Here is an 18,317-nt window from a genome sequence, read left to right as displayed (position 1 = left end):
TGTTTTATAGCTATACATCGAGAAATAGTTTTCGCGGAGAGGATAGATTATGCGCAGGCTCTGGAGTGGGAAGCGCTCTTTTTGTGGTAGTCGCGTGCTGGGAAGCATTTTGGGCATGTGTTTATTATTATTACCATTGACAGGCTGTACAAATAACAATAATCCTGTGGCAAGTGTTCTTAAATTGACACCGTTGGATTTATCCATTCCAACTGATGCTTTAAAATCGCCTGTCGTGAAACAGCTACCTGACAATACTGTACTCCGTGTACGGGTCACCTTAAAATTAGACTCGAATACAATGAGGCAGATGCAAGGTCAACAGGTTCAGCCAGGGCAGCCGTCTCATCTAGAAGGTGTGGCTAAGAAGCTGGGTATTGATGATGGGACGTATCAAAAGTTTAAAGACTTTTTTAAGCTGGACGGCATTTCACTGCGACTGAGCAAATTGCGTACCCAACTGGCGATCAATGCCAGGACGGGTCTTATTGCGAAAGTATTAAAGACGAAATTTGTCGTGCATCGCTATCAAGGTCATACCTTCTATGCGCCGGACGCTAAAAATCCTCCCATGGTACCGGCATTCTTATTCGATCATATTGCAGCGATAACAGGCTTAGATAATTATAGTTCTCAACCTATCCATGCCAGTACCTTTACTCCAGAGCAGGTTGCGCTGGCTCAGCGTACCCATGCTGATTGTTCACCAGATCAACAGACCTTATTGCCAAAGGATATTGCTCATGCTTATGGCTTTGATCAGCTCTGGCAGAACGGTTTCCATGGAGAAAATATGTCCATCAATCTGGTTGAGATCGACGGATCTTATAAGAGTGACGTCCAGAACTATCTGGATTGTATCCAATTTAAGGGAAAAATTAATCCAGTTGATGTCGATGGTCATCCCACTGATGCGTTGGGTGAGTCAACCCTGGATATTCAGATGGTAGCCGGTCTGGCACGTTCCGCGACGATTAATGTCTATCAAACCAATGCTAGCGATAATAGCACAAATGATATCTGGGTCAATGTCAATGATGAGCTACAGCGTATTCTGGATGATAACTTTCAGCATGCGAATGCGGGAGGGACCGTTAGTATCAGTCTGGGTATCTCCGAAGGTGAAATGTCGCAGCAGGATATGCATGCGATTGATCAAAGCATTCAACAGCTGACACAGATTGAGCATATGGCGGTGTTTGTGGCAAGTGGAGACTGTGGTGCGTTTACCAGTCAACACTATGGGAATCTCTCCGTCAGTTTTCCCGCCAGCGATCCCTGGGCTGTATCGGTGGGAGGATCGATTCTCCAGATTGATGCGGGACAGAATCGTGCCCAGGAAGTTGCCTGGTCGGACGATTCAAATCGACGGAGTTGTAAAAATAGCTGGGGAACCGGCGGCGGCCTGAGTCAGATCTTCTCTGAACCGAGCTGGCAAAACCAGCCGGGCATCAAAAATCAATCCTCCAATGGAAGACGACAAATTCCCGATGTCTCAGCTGTTGCCTATGGTCTGGCTGTGTATTATCAGGGACAATGGGGGGCCGTTGGTGGCACCAGCGCAGCGGCTCCCATCTGGGCTGCTGGCCTGGCTCTCGTGCACCAGGGATTACTATCCCATCATAAAGCATTTAGTGCGACACCGGACGTTTTCTATAAGGTGGCGCAGAATAACAATCGGTCCTATTATGATGTGACTCAGGGAAATAATCTCTACTATCAGGCAACCAATGGTTGGGATTATACGACCGGTTTGGGTACACCGAACCTATCCACATTCTACGCCACGTTGTTGCAATCATAGTCTGTATGAGACGCCTGATCGATATATCAGCATCAGACGTCTCATTATTGTTGCGCCGTATTCGCCTGTTCCATGATGTTGTACAATATGAACAGCAAAGCAAACAATGAGAACAGGCAAGGAGCAGTAGAGTTATGGCCCAACAAATTCCCCACCATTGCCCACAATGTGGGAGTCCACTTGTGCCACAGCAGCGTTTTTGTGCACGTTGTGGCACTTCGATCATCCTTCCTATTCCTGCACAACAGGAGTTTTCGCCAGCCAGATCGCCCATCAATGCATCCGCATTCTCCGACCAGGAGCCACCAGCCCATTTCACGGCTCAGAAACGTATGCAGCGGCCGACGATGTCCACACAAAGTATACCAGGACCAATAAAGCCACAAACACTTCAGCGGCGACGTTTTGGCCCGGTCGGCATCATTCTGTTGGGATTGGCTATCTTATTATTGTTGGGGGCATTGGGCTTTGTTGTGTTACCACTTCTGGGCATTGGAAGAGCTACGCAGGCGACCATTGCTATCTCCTCATTGCATACAACAGTCTCTTATGATGGTGCTGATGTTCAAATTCAGGACGCCCAGCAATCCGCTAACTTCGTTGACGATCCCCATTCAGCTTCTAATGGCATGTTACGCCTGCATCTACAGGCTGTGAATCGCACCAAGAGCACGGTCACCCTGGTCTATAATGATATCGCGCACGTTGTGCTTACAAATGGGACCGAGGTCAATACGGTCTATGTAGCTGGCAATCCAGTTCTGGCGGCAGGTGAAACGAAGGCAAGTACTTTGGATTTTGCTGTACCAGCTACCATGAAGATCGATCAATTGGCATTACGTTTGGGCACTCAAGCTGAGGCTCGTCTGGACATACCTCTTACGGCTCATGCTGATATGCAGAAGTATGCCCCTAAGACCATAACCGTAAATCAGCTCTCGACGTATCGTAGCTTAAATTACCAGGTGAAAGAGGCTGTTTTGGAAAGGAGTCTGGATGGTAAACTGGCCCCACGAGGCATGAGCTATGTCGGCGTGAACTTTACAATAGCGAATCCTCTCTCGCAGTCCGTGGTTGTGGGCTCTCCATTTGATTATCTACGTTTGCAGGCTGCCAATATGACGTTTACTCCTCAGCAGGCAACTGCTCCTATTTCTGTGGCCGCTAACGTGCAGAATCAGATAGGATCAGCCGTTTTCCTGGTGCCACAGCATACCTCGAGCTTTACACTGATCCTGGCTTCACAGAGTAATGATGGCTTTGATAAGCAAAGCGTCAATTTTTCTTTTTAAGCGCGCTATATGGTCTGTGGTGTCAGGTATATTAAACTACCAGTACCATTACTGATCTTCATACAAAGAATTTGTCCATTCTTGAGCCAGAAGGGTGTATGTAATTGTGCTTGCGTTTGAGGAAAAAGCGGTGTGGCACCCGAAAAAACATGGGCTACAAGCCGGCCTCCGTCACTATAAATCAGTGCATGGCTATCCGGGGACCAACTCCAGCCGATTAGATGTTGTCTGGGTATGATACTGGCGATAGAGCTTGGTCTGACGAGAGAGAGCGTTTGGATTTGGCTCGCCCCTGTTGGGTTGATTTGCTCATAGGCTAAATTTTGTCCATTCGGAGACCAGGCTACGGCTCCCAATGTAAAATTTCCCTGCGGTACCAGAAGGGTAAGTTTATGGGTATGAATATTCATGACATATATTTCTCTGCCAGGTTGGTTAAGTGTTTCCTTCGTTACCTGACCTTTGCTGGAGACAATCAAAGCCAGATTTTTTCCATTGGGTGACCAGAGCATATGCTGTACTAAAAGTTTTTCTTTCATCTTAATTTGCAGGTCTGGAGGTGCTCCACTTGTAGTGGTTGTCCAGAGTTGTGTTTGGCTTTTGCCTTGCAGGATATACATAATCCGGTGTGGCTTACTTGTGGACCAATTAGCAGACAGTGCGTCCAGGCCAAGAAAGTGCATGTATTGCCCCTTTGGAGCCAGAGCAAGGAATGGATGGTGAGCCTGTGTCGCTGTAATTGTTGCGACCAGGGCTGATCCATCGGGAGCCCAGGCCATATCGTGGGCATCGCGCATGACCAGAGTATTGCTCTGAAGAGGATTGGCGATATCGGCCATATACAGAGTTCCTGCCTGATTAGCCGGTTGATAGACAATGCGTTGCTCTGTTGGATCCAGGGAAAGCAGTTGCCCTCCTTTTGCCAGTCCCTCTGCTACAACGATATCCCTGGTAATCTTGTAGCGTAATGCCAGGGATTGTGGCTGGAACAGATGGGGTGCGAATGTGCTGAGGCTGGCAAATACAACCAGAAGCATAACTGCAACTGCTAGAAGAGTATATACAAGATATTTTTGTGTGGACTGATATCGATGGGCCGGTTTTTGTCGTAGAGGTAGTAGCATACTGGCACGTAGTTGGGGTGTCATATGGATGTGCTTTGTTTCAGCGTTGAAGAATTGTGAAAGTCGCTGCTCCAGCTCCTTATCTCTGGTGATCTCTGACGCTTGTTGTGATTGCTCATGGTCTTCCTTGCCATGTTCACTCATCGTATCTTCACTCCCTTTTTTTTCTCGTGGCTGATGGGAAATAGCTATCTATCTATAAGGGATAAACATATGCACTGCTCGCTTCCATACGCTCTTTAGAGGATAGGCACACTTTTCTCTACAGACACGACGTGAGGGGCTTGTAAAAAGGGTAGGAACACCGTCTCTCTTGTGCATAAATCTTTCTCCACTCAGTCCTGTAGTTGTGCATCCTGCTTGAAATTGTTAACCTGGATGAAGTATCTGCGGTTATAAATAAGCTGATAAATGAAAAACGTGTCAATGAACGCCAGGTTGAAAGTTATCATACAATACAGAATTTTTGGAAGTTACACATTTGTCTCTCTTTGCGGAGATCATACGTCCTTATTCTGTAAAGTGTTACGTCAGTTATTGTAACTGTCATGTAGCAAAGGCACGCCATACCGTTGTATTCATTGTGTCCGTAGATCTGTATTGTTTACCACAATTGGAGGAGGGATAGTGATGACGAAAGCAAGCTACCATGTTCCTTACTTGAGTCGTTGTTTAATGGTCTTAGCAGGTATTATTGCGCTACTTGTGGTTACTTCTAGTGTGACCTTTGCGAAGCCTATGGCTAACGCTACCGTGCGTCTGGTGCATGCCGCAGCAGGAGCGGGCAATGTTGATATCTTTATTGACAACACAAAAGCCATCAGCGATTTTTCCTATGGATCGGTAACGAAGTATGTATCAGTGCCTGCAGGTACACATACTGTGAAGATTGCTCCTGCCGGAAAAGGTATTGGCGCTGCTATCATCACACAAACCGCCTCTGTAGCGGCGAATACGATCTATACAGCAGCAGCCGTTGGCTCACAGGCCACGGGATTTGGCATGCAAACCTTTATTGATAACAATAGTCTTAATGGGGCTGCCGCCAGGATACGAGTTTATCACCTCTCCCCAAATGTAGGTCCTGTGAGTGTTGCTACTGGTGGGAAGACGGTTATCCCCAGCCTGAGCTACAAGAGTGCCAGCAGTTACTTATCCTTGACCGCCAATAGCTATACCTTTAATGTGACGGCTCTACAGACGAAGACAACCGTGCCAGTGACTGCAACCCTGGCCTCGGGTATGGTCTATAGCGTATTCGCGATTGGATTGTACAAGGGAACACCCGCCTTACAATTTGTAACTACAGCGGTGAAAGGTTCGTAATCTCTCCACTGCCACTGATTGCATGTTGGTGACACAAAGATGAGAGGTAAGGAACATGCGGGTGTGAATGAATGAAGAGAGGGACTCCAGCTACTCTAGCGAGTAGCCGGAGTCCCTCTCTTGCTCTATGCTTTTTCCTGATGTATTTATTCGAGCAAGAAACTGCCCATTAATTCACGGCGTAATGTGGCTTTCTGTTCTTCCTTCGTATGATTTTTTCTGGGATCAGCCGTTTGCAGTGCTTGATTCGGAGCGGTAAGCGCGGCTGCAAATTCATCGAGCATGATTTCTTCAAGGAAGGTTGTTTCTACGGCGATCTCTTTGGTGGGAGCTTCAGAAAGTAGTTGTGCTTGCTCAGACATTGGCACCTCTGCTTGCTCTTGTGGCTGAACGTTTTCTTCTTCTTTCGCACTGTCACCATCAAAGGATGATGGTATGGCTTGTGCTTCTTCATTGTGCACTTTGTCAGCATAAGTCCATGTGGTTTGTGGTGTCTCTGGAAGTGTGGCAGTGAAATGTGTTGATGATGAGGAAGATGATACGAAAGGCGTCGCGAGAGCGATACGTGTACCATTAATTTCTAAAAAAATGCCCTGACCCGCACGTAGCGCAGAAAGTTGCTGATGCAGCTGGCGATTCTCCGCTTTCAGTTCCTCCATGATGTGTTGTTGCTTTTGTATTTCTTGTGCGATAAGATCGAAGCTGCTGCCGCCCATACTATCTATCTCCTTCAGTATGATTCTTTATCCTTATTGTAGCTAACAAGGTTAATTGCGATATTTTTTGTGTCTGGATATAGAAACGTATCAACTCAGGACAGGTAACAACAGTCGTGTGTCTGAGATGCTCTTTTTGTAAAGAAGTGAGTCTCTTCTATGATTGAATTGAAGAGGTAAAGCAGTGGTAAATTTATGCTTGTGACTGGATTGTCGTGTGTGCTACACTAAGGATATGAGATTTTGTAGAGCAGCCAAATGTATACAATTAGTATACATGCTGGTTTGTTTTTCCGTATAGATAAACGATGTTAAGCGCTCCTAATCTGAGCTGTAGCCAGACACATCGTGATACAATATAGTAGACATTGCCACTACTCAGTTGTGGTGGATTCCTTGAAGGAAAGTACGTTAAGGAACGAAGAAATGAATGACCGTATTCGAGAAATTTTAAGCTGGTATGCCAGTGAGAATCCTGGTGTTCGCACCAATCTGGCCCGTATGTTAAATCATGGGCGTTTGGGTGGAACTGGTAAAATGGTTATCCTGCCAGTTGACCAGGGTTTTGAGCATGGCCCGGCGCGTAGCTTTGCCCCCAATCCTGCTGGTTATGATCCCCGTTACCACTTCCAACTGGCGATAGATGCTGGCTGTAATGCGTATGCAGCTCCTTTGGGCGCTCTGGAAGCTGGTGCGGCTGAGTTTGCTGGCGAGGTTCCCTTGATCTTAAAGGTGAACAATCATGATGTTCTGAACGATGAGCGTGACCCAATTTCGGCTGTCACATCTGGCGTTGAGGATGCTTTGCGTCTGGGTTGTTCGGCCATTGGTTTCACTATTTATCCAGGATCGTCTGAGCGCACACACATGTATGAGCAGTTACGTGAATTGACGCTGGAGGCCAAGTCAGCTGGTCTGGCTACCGTTGTCTGGTCCTATCCTCGTGGCAGTTCCTTGAGCAAAGATGGTGAGACTGCTTTGGATGTCGTTACTTATGCGGCACAGATCGCGGCACAATTGGGTGCGGACATCATCAAAGTAAAACTACCAAGTGCAAAAATCGAGTTGGCTGAAGCTCAGAAGGTCTATCAGAAGTATGAGATCCCAACTGCAACCCTGGCAGAGCGCGTCCAGCATGTCATTCAGAGTTCCTTTAATGGACGCCGTATTGTAATCTTCTCTGGCGGTGCTGCTGCTAGTGATGATCAGGTGTTTAATGAAGTTCGTGGTATTCGCGATGGTGGTGGTTTTGGTTCAATCATGGGCCGTAACTCATTCCAGCGTAGCCATGAGGATGCCGTCAAATTCCTGGGCACTATCATGGGCATTTATGAAGGCTCTATCAAGTAAGCATGCCAAAATACCTCTGTGGGAGGTATTTTTGAGATCCCCCTCTCCATTCTTTATCGATGGAGAGGGATTTTTTTGTCATTACTGTTTTTAAGGTCCAGGCAAATCGGATGAGAGGTTATTTTAGACGGTATTAGTTCCAGTCTTCAATGCCAACATCATCGCCCTGTTCGGCTAACCAGTGTTCCAGATCCAGGGCGGCGCGGCAACCATCTCCGGCGGCTGTGATGGCTTGACGATAGCGATGATCGGTAACGTCACCGGCGGCAAAGACACCAGGAATATTGGTCATGGTCAGTTCAGATGGCTTGATATAGCCTGCCTCATCCATATCCAGTACCCCTTTGAACAGTTCGGTGTTGGGTTGATGACCAATCGCCAGGAAGAAACCCTGCGTCTCTTTCACGCTTTCCTCACCAGTTTTGGTATCGCGCAGGCGTACACCTGTTACTGCATCCTCACCCAGCACTTCAACTACTTCCTTATTTAGCAAGACACTGATCTTTGGATTATCAGTAACGCGATTCTGCATAATCTTGCTGGCGCGGAAGCTATCTCGGCGATGGACAAGCGTGACATGGCTGGCATAGCGTGTCAGGAAGGTTGCCTCTTCCATCGCGGTATCCCCACCACCGATGACGATTACCTCTTTGTTCTTGAAGAAGAAACCATCACAGGTTGCGCAAGCCGTAACTCCACGACCTTGCAGACGCTTCTCGCTTGGCAGTCCCAGCCATTTTGCGCTGGCACCTGTAGCGATGATCACGGAACGGGATTGGTATGTGCCCGTGTCAGTAGTGATGGTAAATGGACGTTTGCTAAAATCGATGGCAATTGCATCCTCTGGGACAAGTTCAGCGCCAAAGCGTCTGGCCTGGCTCTCAAATTTTTCCATCATCTCAGGGCCTAAGATGCCTGTTTCAAAGCCTGGGAAGTTTTCCACTTCGCTGGTGAGCATCAGCTGCCCACCAGACTGATAGCCCTGCAGCACTAACACTGATAAATTAGAACGTGCTGCGTAAATAGCCGCTGTATAGCCAGCCGGACCAGAGCCAATGATTGTGACACCATATATTTTTGCCATTGGATTATTTCCTCATCTTTATGATTATCTTGTGCCTATCATAACAAACAACGTCAGTAATTTATGCCACTGTTTCCAGACAGTAGAATGATTGATCTGTGTAGGAATGTTCTACTTATTATAACAATAGCTTATTCCTACCGGACACTTTTTAGCATAAGATAAACCTTGCCAATGTACTGAGGCTTGTGTTTGTATGCACACCAAAATAGGAAACACTTAAGGCTGTGGTATTTGTTCCGTGAGGTGATAATCAGTCAGTTGTTCGCTGGCACAGGATGATGCATGTGCGGTGCGTATCAGTGCTTGCAAGCTACGTGTGAAGGCCTGGAGATCATCCTCACTCATCAAATTGAGCCAATGAGCAAGTTGAGCTTGATGGCTGGATTGCATAAAATCGATGTACTCCTGACCGGTTGCTGTAAGTGATGTGAGCATTTGACGACGGTCGGTAGGATCTTCACGGCGTTGTACCAGGCCCGCGCGTACCAACCGTTCAACGAGATGGCTGGCTGTCGGCAAACCAATATCTAACGCGTTAGCAATCTTCCCGATAGTGGTTGAGCCTTTTTGTAGCAGTACGAACAGCACTTTTAGCTGAGCCATGCTGACGTTGAGAGTAAGCCAGTGTGGCAATGTAGTGCGTTGTAGCATATTGGCAATCTGTGCATAGGTATCCAGTGCTGTAATGATTGTGCGCTCGTGTGTTTCTGACATTTCGTCCCCCTGCACACAAGTATAGCACATCATTTTGGCAGCAACGATACGCTCGATTGGAGTAGTAGACTATCTTTTCGTCTATAAGAGGGAGGTTGATCGTCTGCTTTTCGTTCATTTCTTCGCTATTGATGAAATGCTTGCATACTTTCCATCCCTGGTACGTCTCTCTTTAGAGAGCGTAAAGTACTGTTTGATAGTCTCGGGAAAGGATACTTTTGATGCACCAAAGATCTGCTGGTGAACCTGGAGAGCCCTGGCAGCAAGGCTATAGAGATGAAGACATTCCCAATGTTCTGAATGATCCTTATACAGCCCATACATCTGGTCAAAAGTTACAGCCCGATGAAGATGAATCGTTTGCTACATTGCTGGCACGCAAATTAAAAGAAGAATTGCGAGATGAATTAGCAGGTGGCAAAGATCCCACGATCGGGTATCGGGTGGCCCTGGCGATTGTCTCAATTTGTATTCTAGTGCCGCTCTTTCTCATTCTGGTGTTTGCGTTATCCCTGGGACTAGGGAATGGAGGTGGAGGCATTGTTTTAGGCTATGCTTCAGTTTTTATATGTATTACTATTATCTCTATCAATGCCTATTTTAATCGAGTTATTTCCCCTAAAAGCAAGTCAGGGCCTCAAAAGGAAAAATAAAAATATCCTGGTGACTGTCTTTGATAGTTGCTGTGTGTCTCTTATGTAGAGGAAGAAGAGGAAAAGATCAGATCAGGAAATGTTATTTTCCCGGTCCGATCCTTTCCTCTTCTTCCTTGTATGGCCAGTTTCTTCTGTATACGGCAGTTATTTTTCCTCAATGGTCTGGGTACGCCATAGATGGAGAAGATAGAGCGTATCCATTACAATCTGCTCAAGGGGGGCAAGGGCGATATATTCATCTTTCGTATGTTCGTTACATACGCCGGTGGAAATGGTAAATACACGTATATCTGGACGGAAGCCGCCGGTATCGCTGCCAATAAATGTTGGCAGCATCTGCAGGACCGCACCTCGCTGTGAGAGTGCAACCTGATAGGTTTGTAGCAGGGGTTCATCGAGATTGATGCTATAGCCCTGATTGTGGGTCTCAAAGCTGATTTCAGCACGACCGCCCAATCGTTGGGCTGTTTCTTCAAAGGCTTCCTGGAGTTCCGCTTTATACTGCTGAATAGCTTCTGTGGACTCGTAACTCCTGATCTCGCCTTCGAGTGTGAGCGTATCTGGCACCGCATTGCGGGCGTGGCCACCATTGATAGTGCCGATATTGATACGTGTCTGGTCAAGATTGAGGGAACCATTGGGGAATTGTGTCTGATGGAAGATTTCTATGGCGCTCACCGTGTTTGTGAGATCTTTGCCTGGATGTCCGGATTTGCCGTGGATCGTAACCGTAAAGGCTTCGTAGGCTGCCCCTTTCGATACAACCACACCTGGCTCAAAAGCATTATCAAATACAATGCCATCGGTCACCTGCCACTCCTCGCCGCGAAAATTGTGTGCTCCACAGAGACCAGTTTCTTCCTGTACCGTAAAAAGGAGAACCAGTGGAGGTAATGGAAGTTGTTGCTCAATGGCGCGTCGTAATACTTCCAGAATAATGGTAATGCCGGCGGCGTCATCAGCGCCGAGGTTGGTCTGTCCATCGCTATAGAGGATACCCTCTTTCAGTACTGGCGTATGGCCTAGTCCAGGTGCGACACGATCCATATGGGCATTGAGTAAAAGTGGTGTACCTTCGCCCTCACGGGTCGCGATCAAGTTGCCCTGTGCATCCGTCTGTGTTTTGAGCCCCAGCGCGATCAGGCGTTTCTCAAGATAGGCACGCACGTAGGCTTCTTGTCCTGATGTGCTTGGGATTTTTACCAGTTCTACCATGGTCTGGTAAAGCTGCTCTGCATATATAAACATTGGGTCTCTCCTCTATTTCATTATAGTATATAAACGTAAAAACCAATCCTTCTGGTGACAATGAGACGATAGGCCGCTGCAGTTGTTTGTCTACGTTCAGTACGCTATAATGGAACTATTCTTCGCTTCAGCTTGTATTACTCCCTTAGGATAGGGCAATGCCACCTTTCTTTACTATTTCGCTGCTTATTCTTATGAAATAATTATTGTATACCACATCGTGTGGAGGGGGGATTTTCGTGCAGTCTCGTAGCTCAACAGAATTTATGGGAACACCTGCCGGGTGGTTTCATTGGATTCCAGGCGAAATGATTGTCGTGGTACGTTTGACGCGTATTCCACTTGACAATGTCCTGGATACGGTGGTTGAGCAGATTCGTATCCAGTTGAATACCTTTCTGGCTCGTTATCATTTTGCACTAGATGCATATGGCACTGCTGGACGTTGGAGTGAGAGTCCCACTATGCCACCTGTCCGCCGCCGTGCGTTTGTCTTTGGTCTGCATCAAAAGCAACCTTTACTGGCTGTGTTTTTTCACACTCGTCATCGCGATGAACAACAAAAAGATCCTTTACCAGCCGCTCTTTCCTATATTCATGCTCACCTTGAATATTTTGCTCAGCAAGGGCTCCACATTCTCTCTGCAATGCCAAATTGGATAGTGACTGCGGCCCCCTTCTTCTATGGCGCTGGCGGACCAGCATCTCCACCTCGTCCTGCGCCTTCGGTAGAAGTGCAGTCTCCTCCGCAAGCCATGCCTGGCTGGCATCTCAAATTTTCACCACCACCCGGATTGACGCTTGATGCGCAGGATGCCGAGGATGTGCTGGTGGTTGTGTTGGATACCGCCCATCATCCTGATCGTATCCGTAGCGCCGCCACAAGGCCAGAGTTACGGCGTAACTGGTTGCTTCAACAATTGGTCAATGATATGCGTCAGGAAGATGGCTCTTTTGTCGTGGAATATGATCGCTATGCGCTCACTAACGATGTTCGTACCGGCCATGATATTTCTCAGCAAGCGCGCTACTATCTTATGCCAGATCATGGCCTGTTCGTTTCTGGTATTATTCGAGATCTGGCTCCCCGTGCGCAGATTCGTCTGGTGCGTGCGCTCAATGATTTTGGCGGCAACGATCTTTATAGTTTCTACGCTATCCTGACTGATCTGGAACATGAACTGGTGTCCGGTACGATCCGCCGTCTGGTGATTAATCTGAGTTTAAACATTATGCCTGATATCCGGCGTTTACCTTATCTCTGGTTTCAAGAGCGTCAATGGCCGACCTCTCAACTCATCGGTGTGCAGCGTGCCCTGGGACAAATAGAAGAGGGATTGCGTCTCCTCTTTGAGAGTCTGGCAGCCCATGGGGCCCTGGTGGTGGCAGCGGCTGGCAATGACTCTACGCTGGCTTTGCAGCAAGAGTTACCTCCTCGCCCACCTCGTGCACCGGCCCGTTATAGTTCAACTCTGGCGGTTACATCGGTAAATAGCAATCTCTTACCATCGAACTTTGCCAATGCAGCTAATCTTGCCCCTTCTACTTCAGGTGTGGCTACTTTTGGTGGAGATGGACCAGGGGTCGAGGATAAAAATGGCTTGCCTGATGCCGTTCGTGGAGTGTTTATTTCACCCACTTTTCCATCTGGAGCACTCAATAACACTGGTTGGGCTGATTGGAGTGGCACCTCGTTTGCTACACCAATGATGAGCGCTCTGGGTGCACATTTGATGGCACAGGGATGGTCGGCGGCCAATATTATTGCACGTCTCTCGTCAGGTCAGGAACAACATAGTGATCTCCTGTCTGGTATCCCTCCTGCTGTACCCAGTTTGCTTGCCAATATCATCTCTGTTCGACAACACTTTGGATTGTAAGGGGGAGTTTATACGTGCATTGCTTCTTGTCTGTGTGCTTGCTTTTTAGGCCACTTGAGCAAGCATTTTAGGGGTGAATTGGAAATAAATAACGCCTCTGGAGTGTTGTTGTATGTGGGGCATCAGTTCTTGACGCTTCATTTTGTATAAGTTACAATACACTCAAAAGTAATTGTAAACACAAGAATCGTTTTATCTGGAAAGTAAGGGGTTGCTACTGGCGCTCCTTTCGGAGAGGTGAATTATATGATTGAGCAGAACCAGCAGTTGGCGACTGAAACAAGCATAATCACAATGACATCCGCTGCAGCGGAAAAAGTCCAAGAGCTGCTCAAGCAGGAAAATGATCCAGCTTTGGGTCTGCGTGTTTTCGTCGCCGGTGGCGGTTGCTCGGGTCTTCAGTATGGAATGACTCTCGATGAGGAACAAGATGGTGATACTGTCATCTCTTTGAATGATTTCAAACTCTTTGTCGATGACATGAGCCTGGGTTATATCACTGGAAGCGAAGTCGATTATGTCGATAGCCTGATGGGTGCTGGCTTCACCGTGAACAATCCTAACGCTGTCTCCAGCTGTGGTTGTGGACACTCTTTCAAAACTGCCGATGGTGGTGGCGAAGCCCGCAGCTGTGGTTGTGGCCACTAAGCAACCGCATTGATCAGGTATCAATTTATTGATGTCTGGTCTGAATAGAGAAGAGCCTCCTGACTATGCTAGCTCAAGGAGGCTCTTTTTTTATACTCTTATTATGTCGATCAAAGGAACTTTATTCTTTACTGGCATTTTCTGTGTCGGCATCCTCTTCGTCCTGCGCATTGGCGAGAGACGTGAGCATGCGTTGGACCAGACCAGGCATGTCGCTGGCAAACTTTGAATTTGCAATTACTTTGCGTGCGCCAGCCTGTAATGCCTTCGCACGTGCATCGAGATCCATATGTGAGCCAAAGGCCAGTATTGGAATATGCTGAGCCCGAGCTGCGCGAATCGCTGCTTCCCAATCCACTCCTTGAATGGAGATATTAATGATTGCCAGGTCGGGACGAGGGATATCCGGTGTAGCAAGGCGCGTTTCAAAGGCGGAGAGGTTGCGGACAACCGCAACATCCATATCATGATGCCGTAAGGTATCGCGAATCTTTACTGAGAAAAACAGATCTTTCTCAAGGGTAAGAATCTTTGTGGTCACAATACGTTTCCTATTTCTGGTGCCGCGTTAATCTTCGGGTGTTTCATAGACGGGACGACGAAAGCGTTCTCCCAACTCTTGATTAATCAGCTCGATATTGGTATAAAGATCCGGAGTGAGTACGTGATGGGTACCATTACAGTATGGTTTATCACATTTTTTGGCGTGACTGGTCTCCAGGATCAAATTGTCATTTTCAACCGTGGCCCAGATATGGCGGCGAGAATAGCCATCACCCCATTTAAAGATTAAGCCATCTTTATAGGCATCGAAGCGTCCCTGTCCATAGAGAAAGTCTCGATTGAACATGTCCAGGATGGGCCGGATGCGACTCATTCCAATCACATGAGCTGTTGCAGGCGACATAGTCGTTGTGGCCTCGGCCGCCAGATCCTCCTGAGGAATGAAGAGTTTACGGGAAGGATGTTGTTCTTCGCGGATCATTTGCTTGATCATTTCGCCTTCAGTATCGCTTAAGGAATGGCCCTGTCCTAGAATGGGCTGTTTGCCAGACTGTGATGGTCGATCAGATCTATATTTCTCAGGCACAATAGAACTCCTTTTTTACTCTAGCCAGCGTTAAAATGGTATACGGTCAGGTCTTTTCATAGAGTACAACGTCTGGCGCATCCGTACAAGTTTTTTCATACGAGATGATGGCTGCTTTACACTTTCTAGAGGTCGATCCACTACTATCTATGGAAATATTCAAAGTATTTATGCTTAATTTCTTCTCTGGCACTGAATATGCTTCTCTTTTTTTGTGGACCAAAGCTGTACCAACCTGTATGGGATGAAATGCCATCATAATTGGCTCGATCTACTGTTTGTTTTTGAATGGCGTCATTCTAGACAACACTAGCGTTCGAGGCATATACTATAAACATGAACAAGATACGGATTCCTGTGATTGTGATTGATGATACACCGGTTAAGCGGCGCGGTGTCTGTGAATTTGTTGAGGAAACAGAACAGCTCCAGCTGGTCGGACAATCAGGAGATGCTCAAGGAGCAGTGGTACTGATTGAAGAACTGTGCCAGCAGCAAACAGATAATCCTAATCTTGCCGGTTGGTTGATCTTGTCAGATTTGCGCCTTGGAACGAGTAATGGGATTGAATTAGGCCGTACGCTGCTAGAGATTGCATCAGGTTTGCATGTTGTGATCTATACGCAGGACCCCAGTTGGACGCTTGCCGCAGAGGTTTTTCGGCAGGAATATACGCGACGGGGTACACCACGCAACGCGAGCCGTCGTTCAGGCAAGAAATCTGGCTTGCATGGCTATGCGCTCTTCAACAATATGGAGCCAACCTATTTAGACCATATTGCCTCATCGGTTGTATCTCGCAATGAATCTTTTATCGATCCTGAAGTCCTCGATTATCTGCTGAAAAAGCTACGTGGACAACGTTTGACTCCCCGTCAGGAAGAGTGTGCCGCATTGATTGCGCAGGGCTTGAGTAACGATGATATTTCTGTACGTATGGGTTTCCTGAATGCTAAAGGGGGGCCAAATATTGGCCCTGTAGAAAATCTCGTAAGTGAGCTTTACACCTTCTTCTCAATTGAAGGTGCCCCGAGCGATCCTGGACGGCGCGTCCTGTTAGCTCATGCCTATGAAGCCTATGTTGGTTTACGTAGTGAGCCTACTATCCGCTAGTTAATCAGGTGTGCTGTTCTTCTTGTTCTGAGTGTACCTGTGTATCTGGAGGCAGAGGCATTTCTAAGGTCACGCATGTGCCATGTTTGGCCTGTGGACGAGGAATAGAGGTAATTGATAACCTTCCGCCTGTTTCACGTACTTTGAGTTCGGCTTTAAAGAGGCTCGTTTTTTCGGGTGGAATCTGTTGCGTATCAAAACCACGTCCATCATCACTGATTTCAACAGTGAGAATACTATTATTATAATAGGTTCGTACTGTTGCAAAACTGGCGCCGGCATGATTATAAACATTGAGCAAGGCCTGCGTGACCGTGTATGAGATGGCCTCGGCGATTTTTCCTCCCTCGGCTGTTTGCTCTAAGTCAGGATTGAGGGCATCAATGGCCCAGAGATCCGGTGTGATTTCCAGTAACGATTCCGCATGGAGTTGCGGCAAATCTTCCCGAATGAGCTTTTCTAAGTGTAATTTCAGGCCGAGGCTGCGACGTTGATAGGCGTCTTCGACCAGCAATTGCAATCCACGCAAGTCGCGCTCTAGTTCTTCACTAATCTTGCGAACTTTTCCCAGGGCTTCAATGATTTGTGGAGCTGCAACCCTGCCATCTGGTGCACGTTCCATCTCCAGGCGGAGTTTATGTTGCCAGTATCCTAGCAGTGAGCGGATGCGCAATGCCTCCTGTTTAGGTTGATCATGGATGCGTTGCGAGAGGAGAGATCGAAGATGAGTATCAGCGTGCAATAAGAGTGAGGTGGCCTGTTTCAATTCCTCATTGGTCTGGCGGAGCTCTCCCGCAGTCTTCTGTTGTTCCTGTAGTGCTACCTCGCGTTGTTCCAACGATATATGTAAGCGCGCGATTAAACGCAACGAACGAATGGCGTAGAGCAGGAGGAGTGGATAGACGGTAGCCAGCACGTAAAAGATCGAGAGTGGCAGCAGTGGCTGTCCTACCAGGAGGATGGGTAAGACGCCGAAGCAGAATCCCAGCCCGATCCCACCAATCCATAGGGTCAGGAGATCTCCCAGATAATGTCGAATACGTGGCGAGATTGTCTGCCTGGAAGTTGCTTCCTGGTTGTCTTTCTTCAATGACCACATGCCGAGTATCTGTAGGATTGAGGTAATGCCAATCCCCAGGCTAATTACTCCACCGAGCACAGCATACCCCAGACTCAACTCGATATTGGTACGTAGCGGAACATGTCCAAGTGTTAACAAGCAGAACCAATCATAGATGATCAACAAGAGAAGTGGAGCATAAGGTAGACCATCAACCAGCCAGCTGGGATTTCTTCTATTACTCATTGCGGCCGGGCGATAAGTCAGACTGAGGTGGATAAAAGCTGCTCCCAGCAACGCGAAGGAAGGAATCCAGATCATTTGCGCGACAAAATCTGGTGGCGTCGCAGTCTGAATGTTACCCCAATGGCTATATAAGAGCAGGAGTAGCGCCGGTGGTAGCATGGTCATACCTTCGACGGCACCTGTCCATTCGGATGCGGTTGCTACTAAGATAATACCGACGATCAGCCAGCTGGTGCCGGCCAGGAAAGCCAGCCCAAATGTTTGCCACCACAGAGAGAGGGTAAAAATCGTAGCTGGACGCGTAATCGTCAGAGGTGCCATCCTATTGCCACGGGCTGTATAGACAATGGGATCTTGAGGCTGGGCGTGCTGATAAACCTGCTGCAATCCTGACGCACCATTCCTGTGGTTGACCGTTACGATATGGCTATCATTGCTGAGCGATCCTGCAGGAATAGCAAAAGTCATGAGTTGTGGTGGGGTGGATATAATAGCAATCTCCCCATTGAGACTATCCTTATCGATTGTCCAGGTAAAGCCGCCAAACACTTTCCCGACTTCGCCGAGCAGCCGAAGATGGCCCGCTCCACTTATGAGAAGCAGGATACACGCGATTATGAGATACAGGATGGTAAGCCTGGGGCGTATGCGCTGCCACCAGGCATGAGTTGTCTGTTGTTCAGCGTAAAATACAGTAGACACAATTCAGTTTAGCATGTTGATCTCTCTGGTTGCAAGTGCCATGTCTGTCTTTTGTGCCAGGGCTTTTCGGTGTACCCGAAAGTCCCGAAAGAATAAAAAGGAAGCCAGATCTTGCTAGAATAGGAAAATCATAACATGCCTATGAAAGCGAGAAATGGCTTGGATGTACCTTAACATATTCGATGGATCAGAGCAAGAGAACCAGGCATCCCTGGCGAGAGATGCTGCATCATTGTATCGGGCATTTGAACAGGTGAAAGA

The 18,317-nt window shown here is 47.6% G+C and carries 16 protein-coding genes; 8 read left to right on the top strand and 8 right to left on the bottom strand.

Annotated features, from left to right (window positions below; translation table 11 throughout):
* Nucleotides 1–49: 49 nt before the first annotated feature.
* Both F1593_RS13720 and F1593_RS13715 read left to right on the top strand, forming a co-directional pair.
* Complete coding sequence (locus F1593_RS13720; protein WP_149402140.1) at nucleotides 50–1,804, top strand: S53 family peptidase; 1,755 nt, start codon at nucleotides 50–52, stop codon at nucleotides 1,802–1,804.
* 134 nt (nucleotides 1,805–1,938) lie between these two features.
* A complete protein-coding gene (locus F1593_RS13715; protein ID WP_149402139.1) occupies nucleotides 1,939–3,096 on the top strand; it encodes a zinc ribbon domain-containing protein in 1,158 nt (385 codons plus the stop codon).
* A 5-nt stretch (nucleotides 3,097–3,101) separates the two neighbouring features.
* Here the strand turns inward: F1593_RS13715 and F1593_RS13710 are convergent, their stop codons facing one another.
* Nucleotides 3,102–4,364, bottom strand: coding sequence for a TolB-like translocation protein (locus F1593_RS13710; protein ID WP_149402138.1), 1,263 nt, complete (start codon nucleotides 4,362–4,364; stop codon nucleotides 3,102–3,104).
* Nucleotides 4,365–4,850: 486 nt separating this feature from the next.
* On the opposite strand from F1593_RS13710, the gene F1593_RS13705 reads away from it, so the two are divergent.
* On the top strand, nucleotides 4,851–5,546 hold the full coding sequence (locus F1593_RS13705; RefSeq protein ID WP_149402137.1) for a DUF4397 domain-containing protein: 696 nt from the start codon (nucleotides 4,851–4,853) through the stop codon (nucleotides 5,544–5,546).
* Nucleotides 5,547–5,692: 146 nt separating this feature from the next.
* On the opposite strand, the gene F1593_RS13700 is transcribed toward F1593_RS13705, so the two are convergent.
* Entirely contained in the window at nucleotides 5,693–6,262 is a 570-nt protein-coding gene (locus F1593_RS13700; protein ID WP_149402136.1) for a hypothetical protein, read from the bottom strand.
* 426 nt (nucleotides 6,263–6,688) lie between these two features.
* On the opposite strand from F1593_RS13700, the gene F1593_RS13695 reads away from it, so the two are divergent.
* Entirely contained in the window at nucleotides 6,689–7,612 is a 924-nt protein-coding gene (locus tag F1593_RS13695; RefSeq protein ID WP_149402135.1) for a class I fructose-bisphosphate aldolase, read from the top strand.
* A gap of 133 nt (nucleotides 7,613–7,745) precedes the next feature.
* Here the strand turns inward: F1593_RS13695 and trxB are convergent, their stop codons facing one another.
* Complete coding sequence (trxB, locus tag F1593_RS13690; protein ID WP_149402134.1) at nucleotides 7,746–8,696, bottom strand: thioredoxin-disulfide reductase; 951 nt, start codon at nucleotides 8,694–8,696, stop codon at nucleotides 7,746–7,748.
* Nucleotides 8,697–8,915: 219 nt separating this feature from the next.
* The gene (locus F1593_RS13685; protein ID WP_172632106.1) at nucleotides 8,916–9,413 is read right to left on the bottom strand and encodes a MarR family winged helix-turn-helix transcriptional regulator; all 498 of its coding nucleotides are present in this window, start codon (nucleotides 9,411–9,413) and stop codon (nucleotides 8,916–8,918) included.
* Between the two features lie 221 nt (nucleotides 9,414–9,634).
* On the opposite strand from F1593_RS13685, the gene F1593_RS13680 reads away from it, so the two are divergent.
* Nucleotides 9,635–10,066: a hypothetical protein gene (locus F1593_RS13680; protein WP_149402132.1), complete on the top strand. Its 432-nt coding sequence runs from the start codon at nucleotides 9,635–9,637 to the stop codon at nucleotides 10,064–10,066.
* Between the two features lie 147 nt (nucleotides 10,067–10,213).
* On the opposite strand, the gene F1593_RS13675 is transcribed toward F1593_RS13680, so the two are convergent.
* Complete coding sequence (locus F1593_RS13675; protein WP_149402131.1) at nucleotides 10,214–11,317, bottom strand: M20/M25/M40 family metallo-hydrolase; 1,104 nt, start codon at nucleotides 11,315–11,317, stop codon at nucleotides 10,214–10,216.
* Between the two features lie 239 nt (nucleotides 11,318–11,556).
* On the opposite strand from F1593_RS13675, the gene F1593_RS13670 reads away from it, so the two are divergent.
* Both F1593_RS13670 and erpA read left to right on the top strand, forming a co-directional pair.
* Complete coding sequence (locus F1593_RS13670) at nucleotides 11,557–13,197, top strand: S8/S53 family peptidase (protein WP_149402130.1); 1,641 nt, start codon at nucleotides 11,557–11,559, stop codon at nucleotides 13,195–13,197.
* Between the two features lie 246 nt (nucleotides 13,198–13,443).
* A complete protein-coding gene (gene erpA, locus F1593_RS13665) occupies nucleotides 13,444–13,845 on the top strand; it encodes an iron-sulfur cluster insertion protein ErpA (RefSeq protein WP_149402129.1) in 402 nt (133 codons plus the stop codon).
* A 121-nt stretch (nucleotides 13,846–13,966) separates the two neighbouring features.
* On the opposite strand, the gene F1593_RS13660 is transcribed toward erpA, so the two are convergent.
* Nucleotides 13,967–14,386 (bottom strand): PleD family two-component system response regulator, encoded by a 420-nt coding sequence (locus tag F1593_RS13660; protein WP_149402128.1) that lies wholly within the window; start codon nucleotides 14,384–14,386, stop codon nucleotides 13,967–13,969.
* A 27-nt stretch (nucleotides 14,387–14,413) separates the two neighbouring features.
* Nucleotides 14,414–14,935 carry a hypothetical protein gene (locus tag F1593_RS13655; protein ID WP_149402127.1) on the bottom strand — a complete coding sequence of 174 codons (522 nt, stop codon included), beginning with the start codon at nucleotides 14,933–14,935 and terminating at the stop codon, nucleotides 14,414–14,416.
* 336 nt (nucleotides 14,936–15,271) lie between these two features.
* Here F1593_RS13655 and F1593_RS13650 point away from each other — a divergent pair, with 336 nt between their 5' ends.
* The gene (locus F1593_RS13650; RefSeq protein WP_149402126.1) at nucleotides 15,272–16,048 is read left to right on the top strand and encodes a transcriptional regulator; all 777 of its coding nucleotides are present in this window, start codon (nucleotides 15,272–15,274) and stop codon (nucleotides 16,046–16,048) included.
* A 4-nt stretch (nucleotides 16,049–16,052) separates the two neighbouring features.
* On the opposite strand, the gene F1593_RS13645 is transcribed toward F1593_RS13650, so the two are convergent.
* A complete protein-coding gene (locus F1593_RS13645) occupies nucleotides 16,053–18,056 on the bottom strand; it encodes a sensor histidine kinase (protein WP_149402125.1) in 2,004 nt (667 codons plus the stop codon).
* Nucleotides 18,057–18,317: the final 261 nt, after the last annotated feature.

Source organism: Dictyobacter arantiisoli (assembly GCF_008326305.1).
Classification (GTDB): domain Bacteria; phylum Chloroflexota; class Ktedonobacteria; order Ktedonobacterales; family Ktedonobacteraceae; genus Dictyobacter; species Dictyobacter arantiisoli.
Note: the sequence above shows the minus strand (reverse complement) of the source record. Positions and strands in the feature narration are given on the sequence as shown.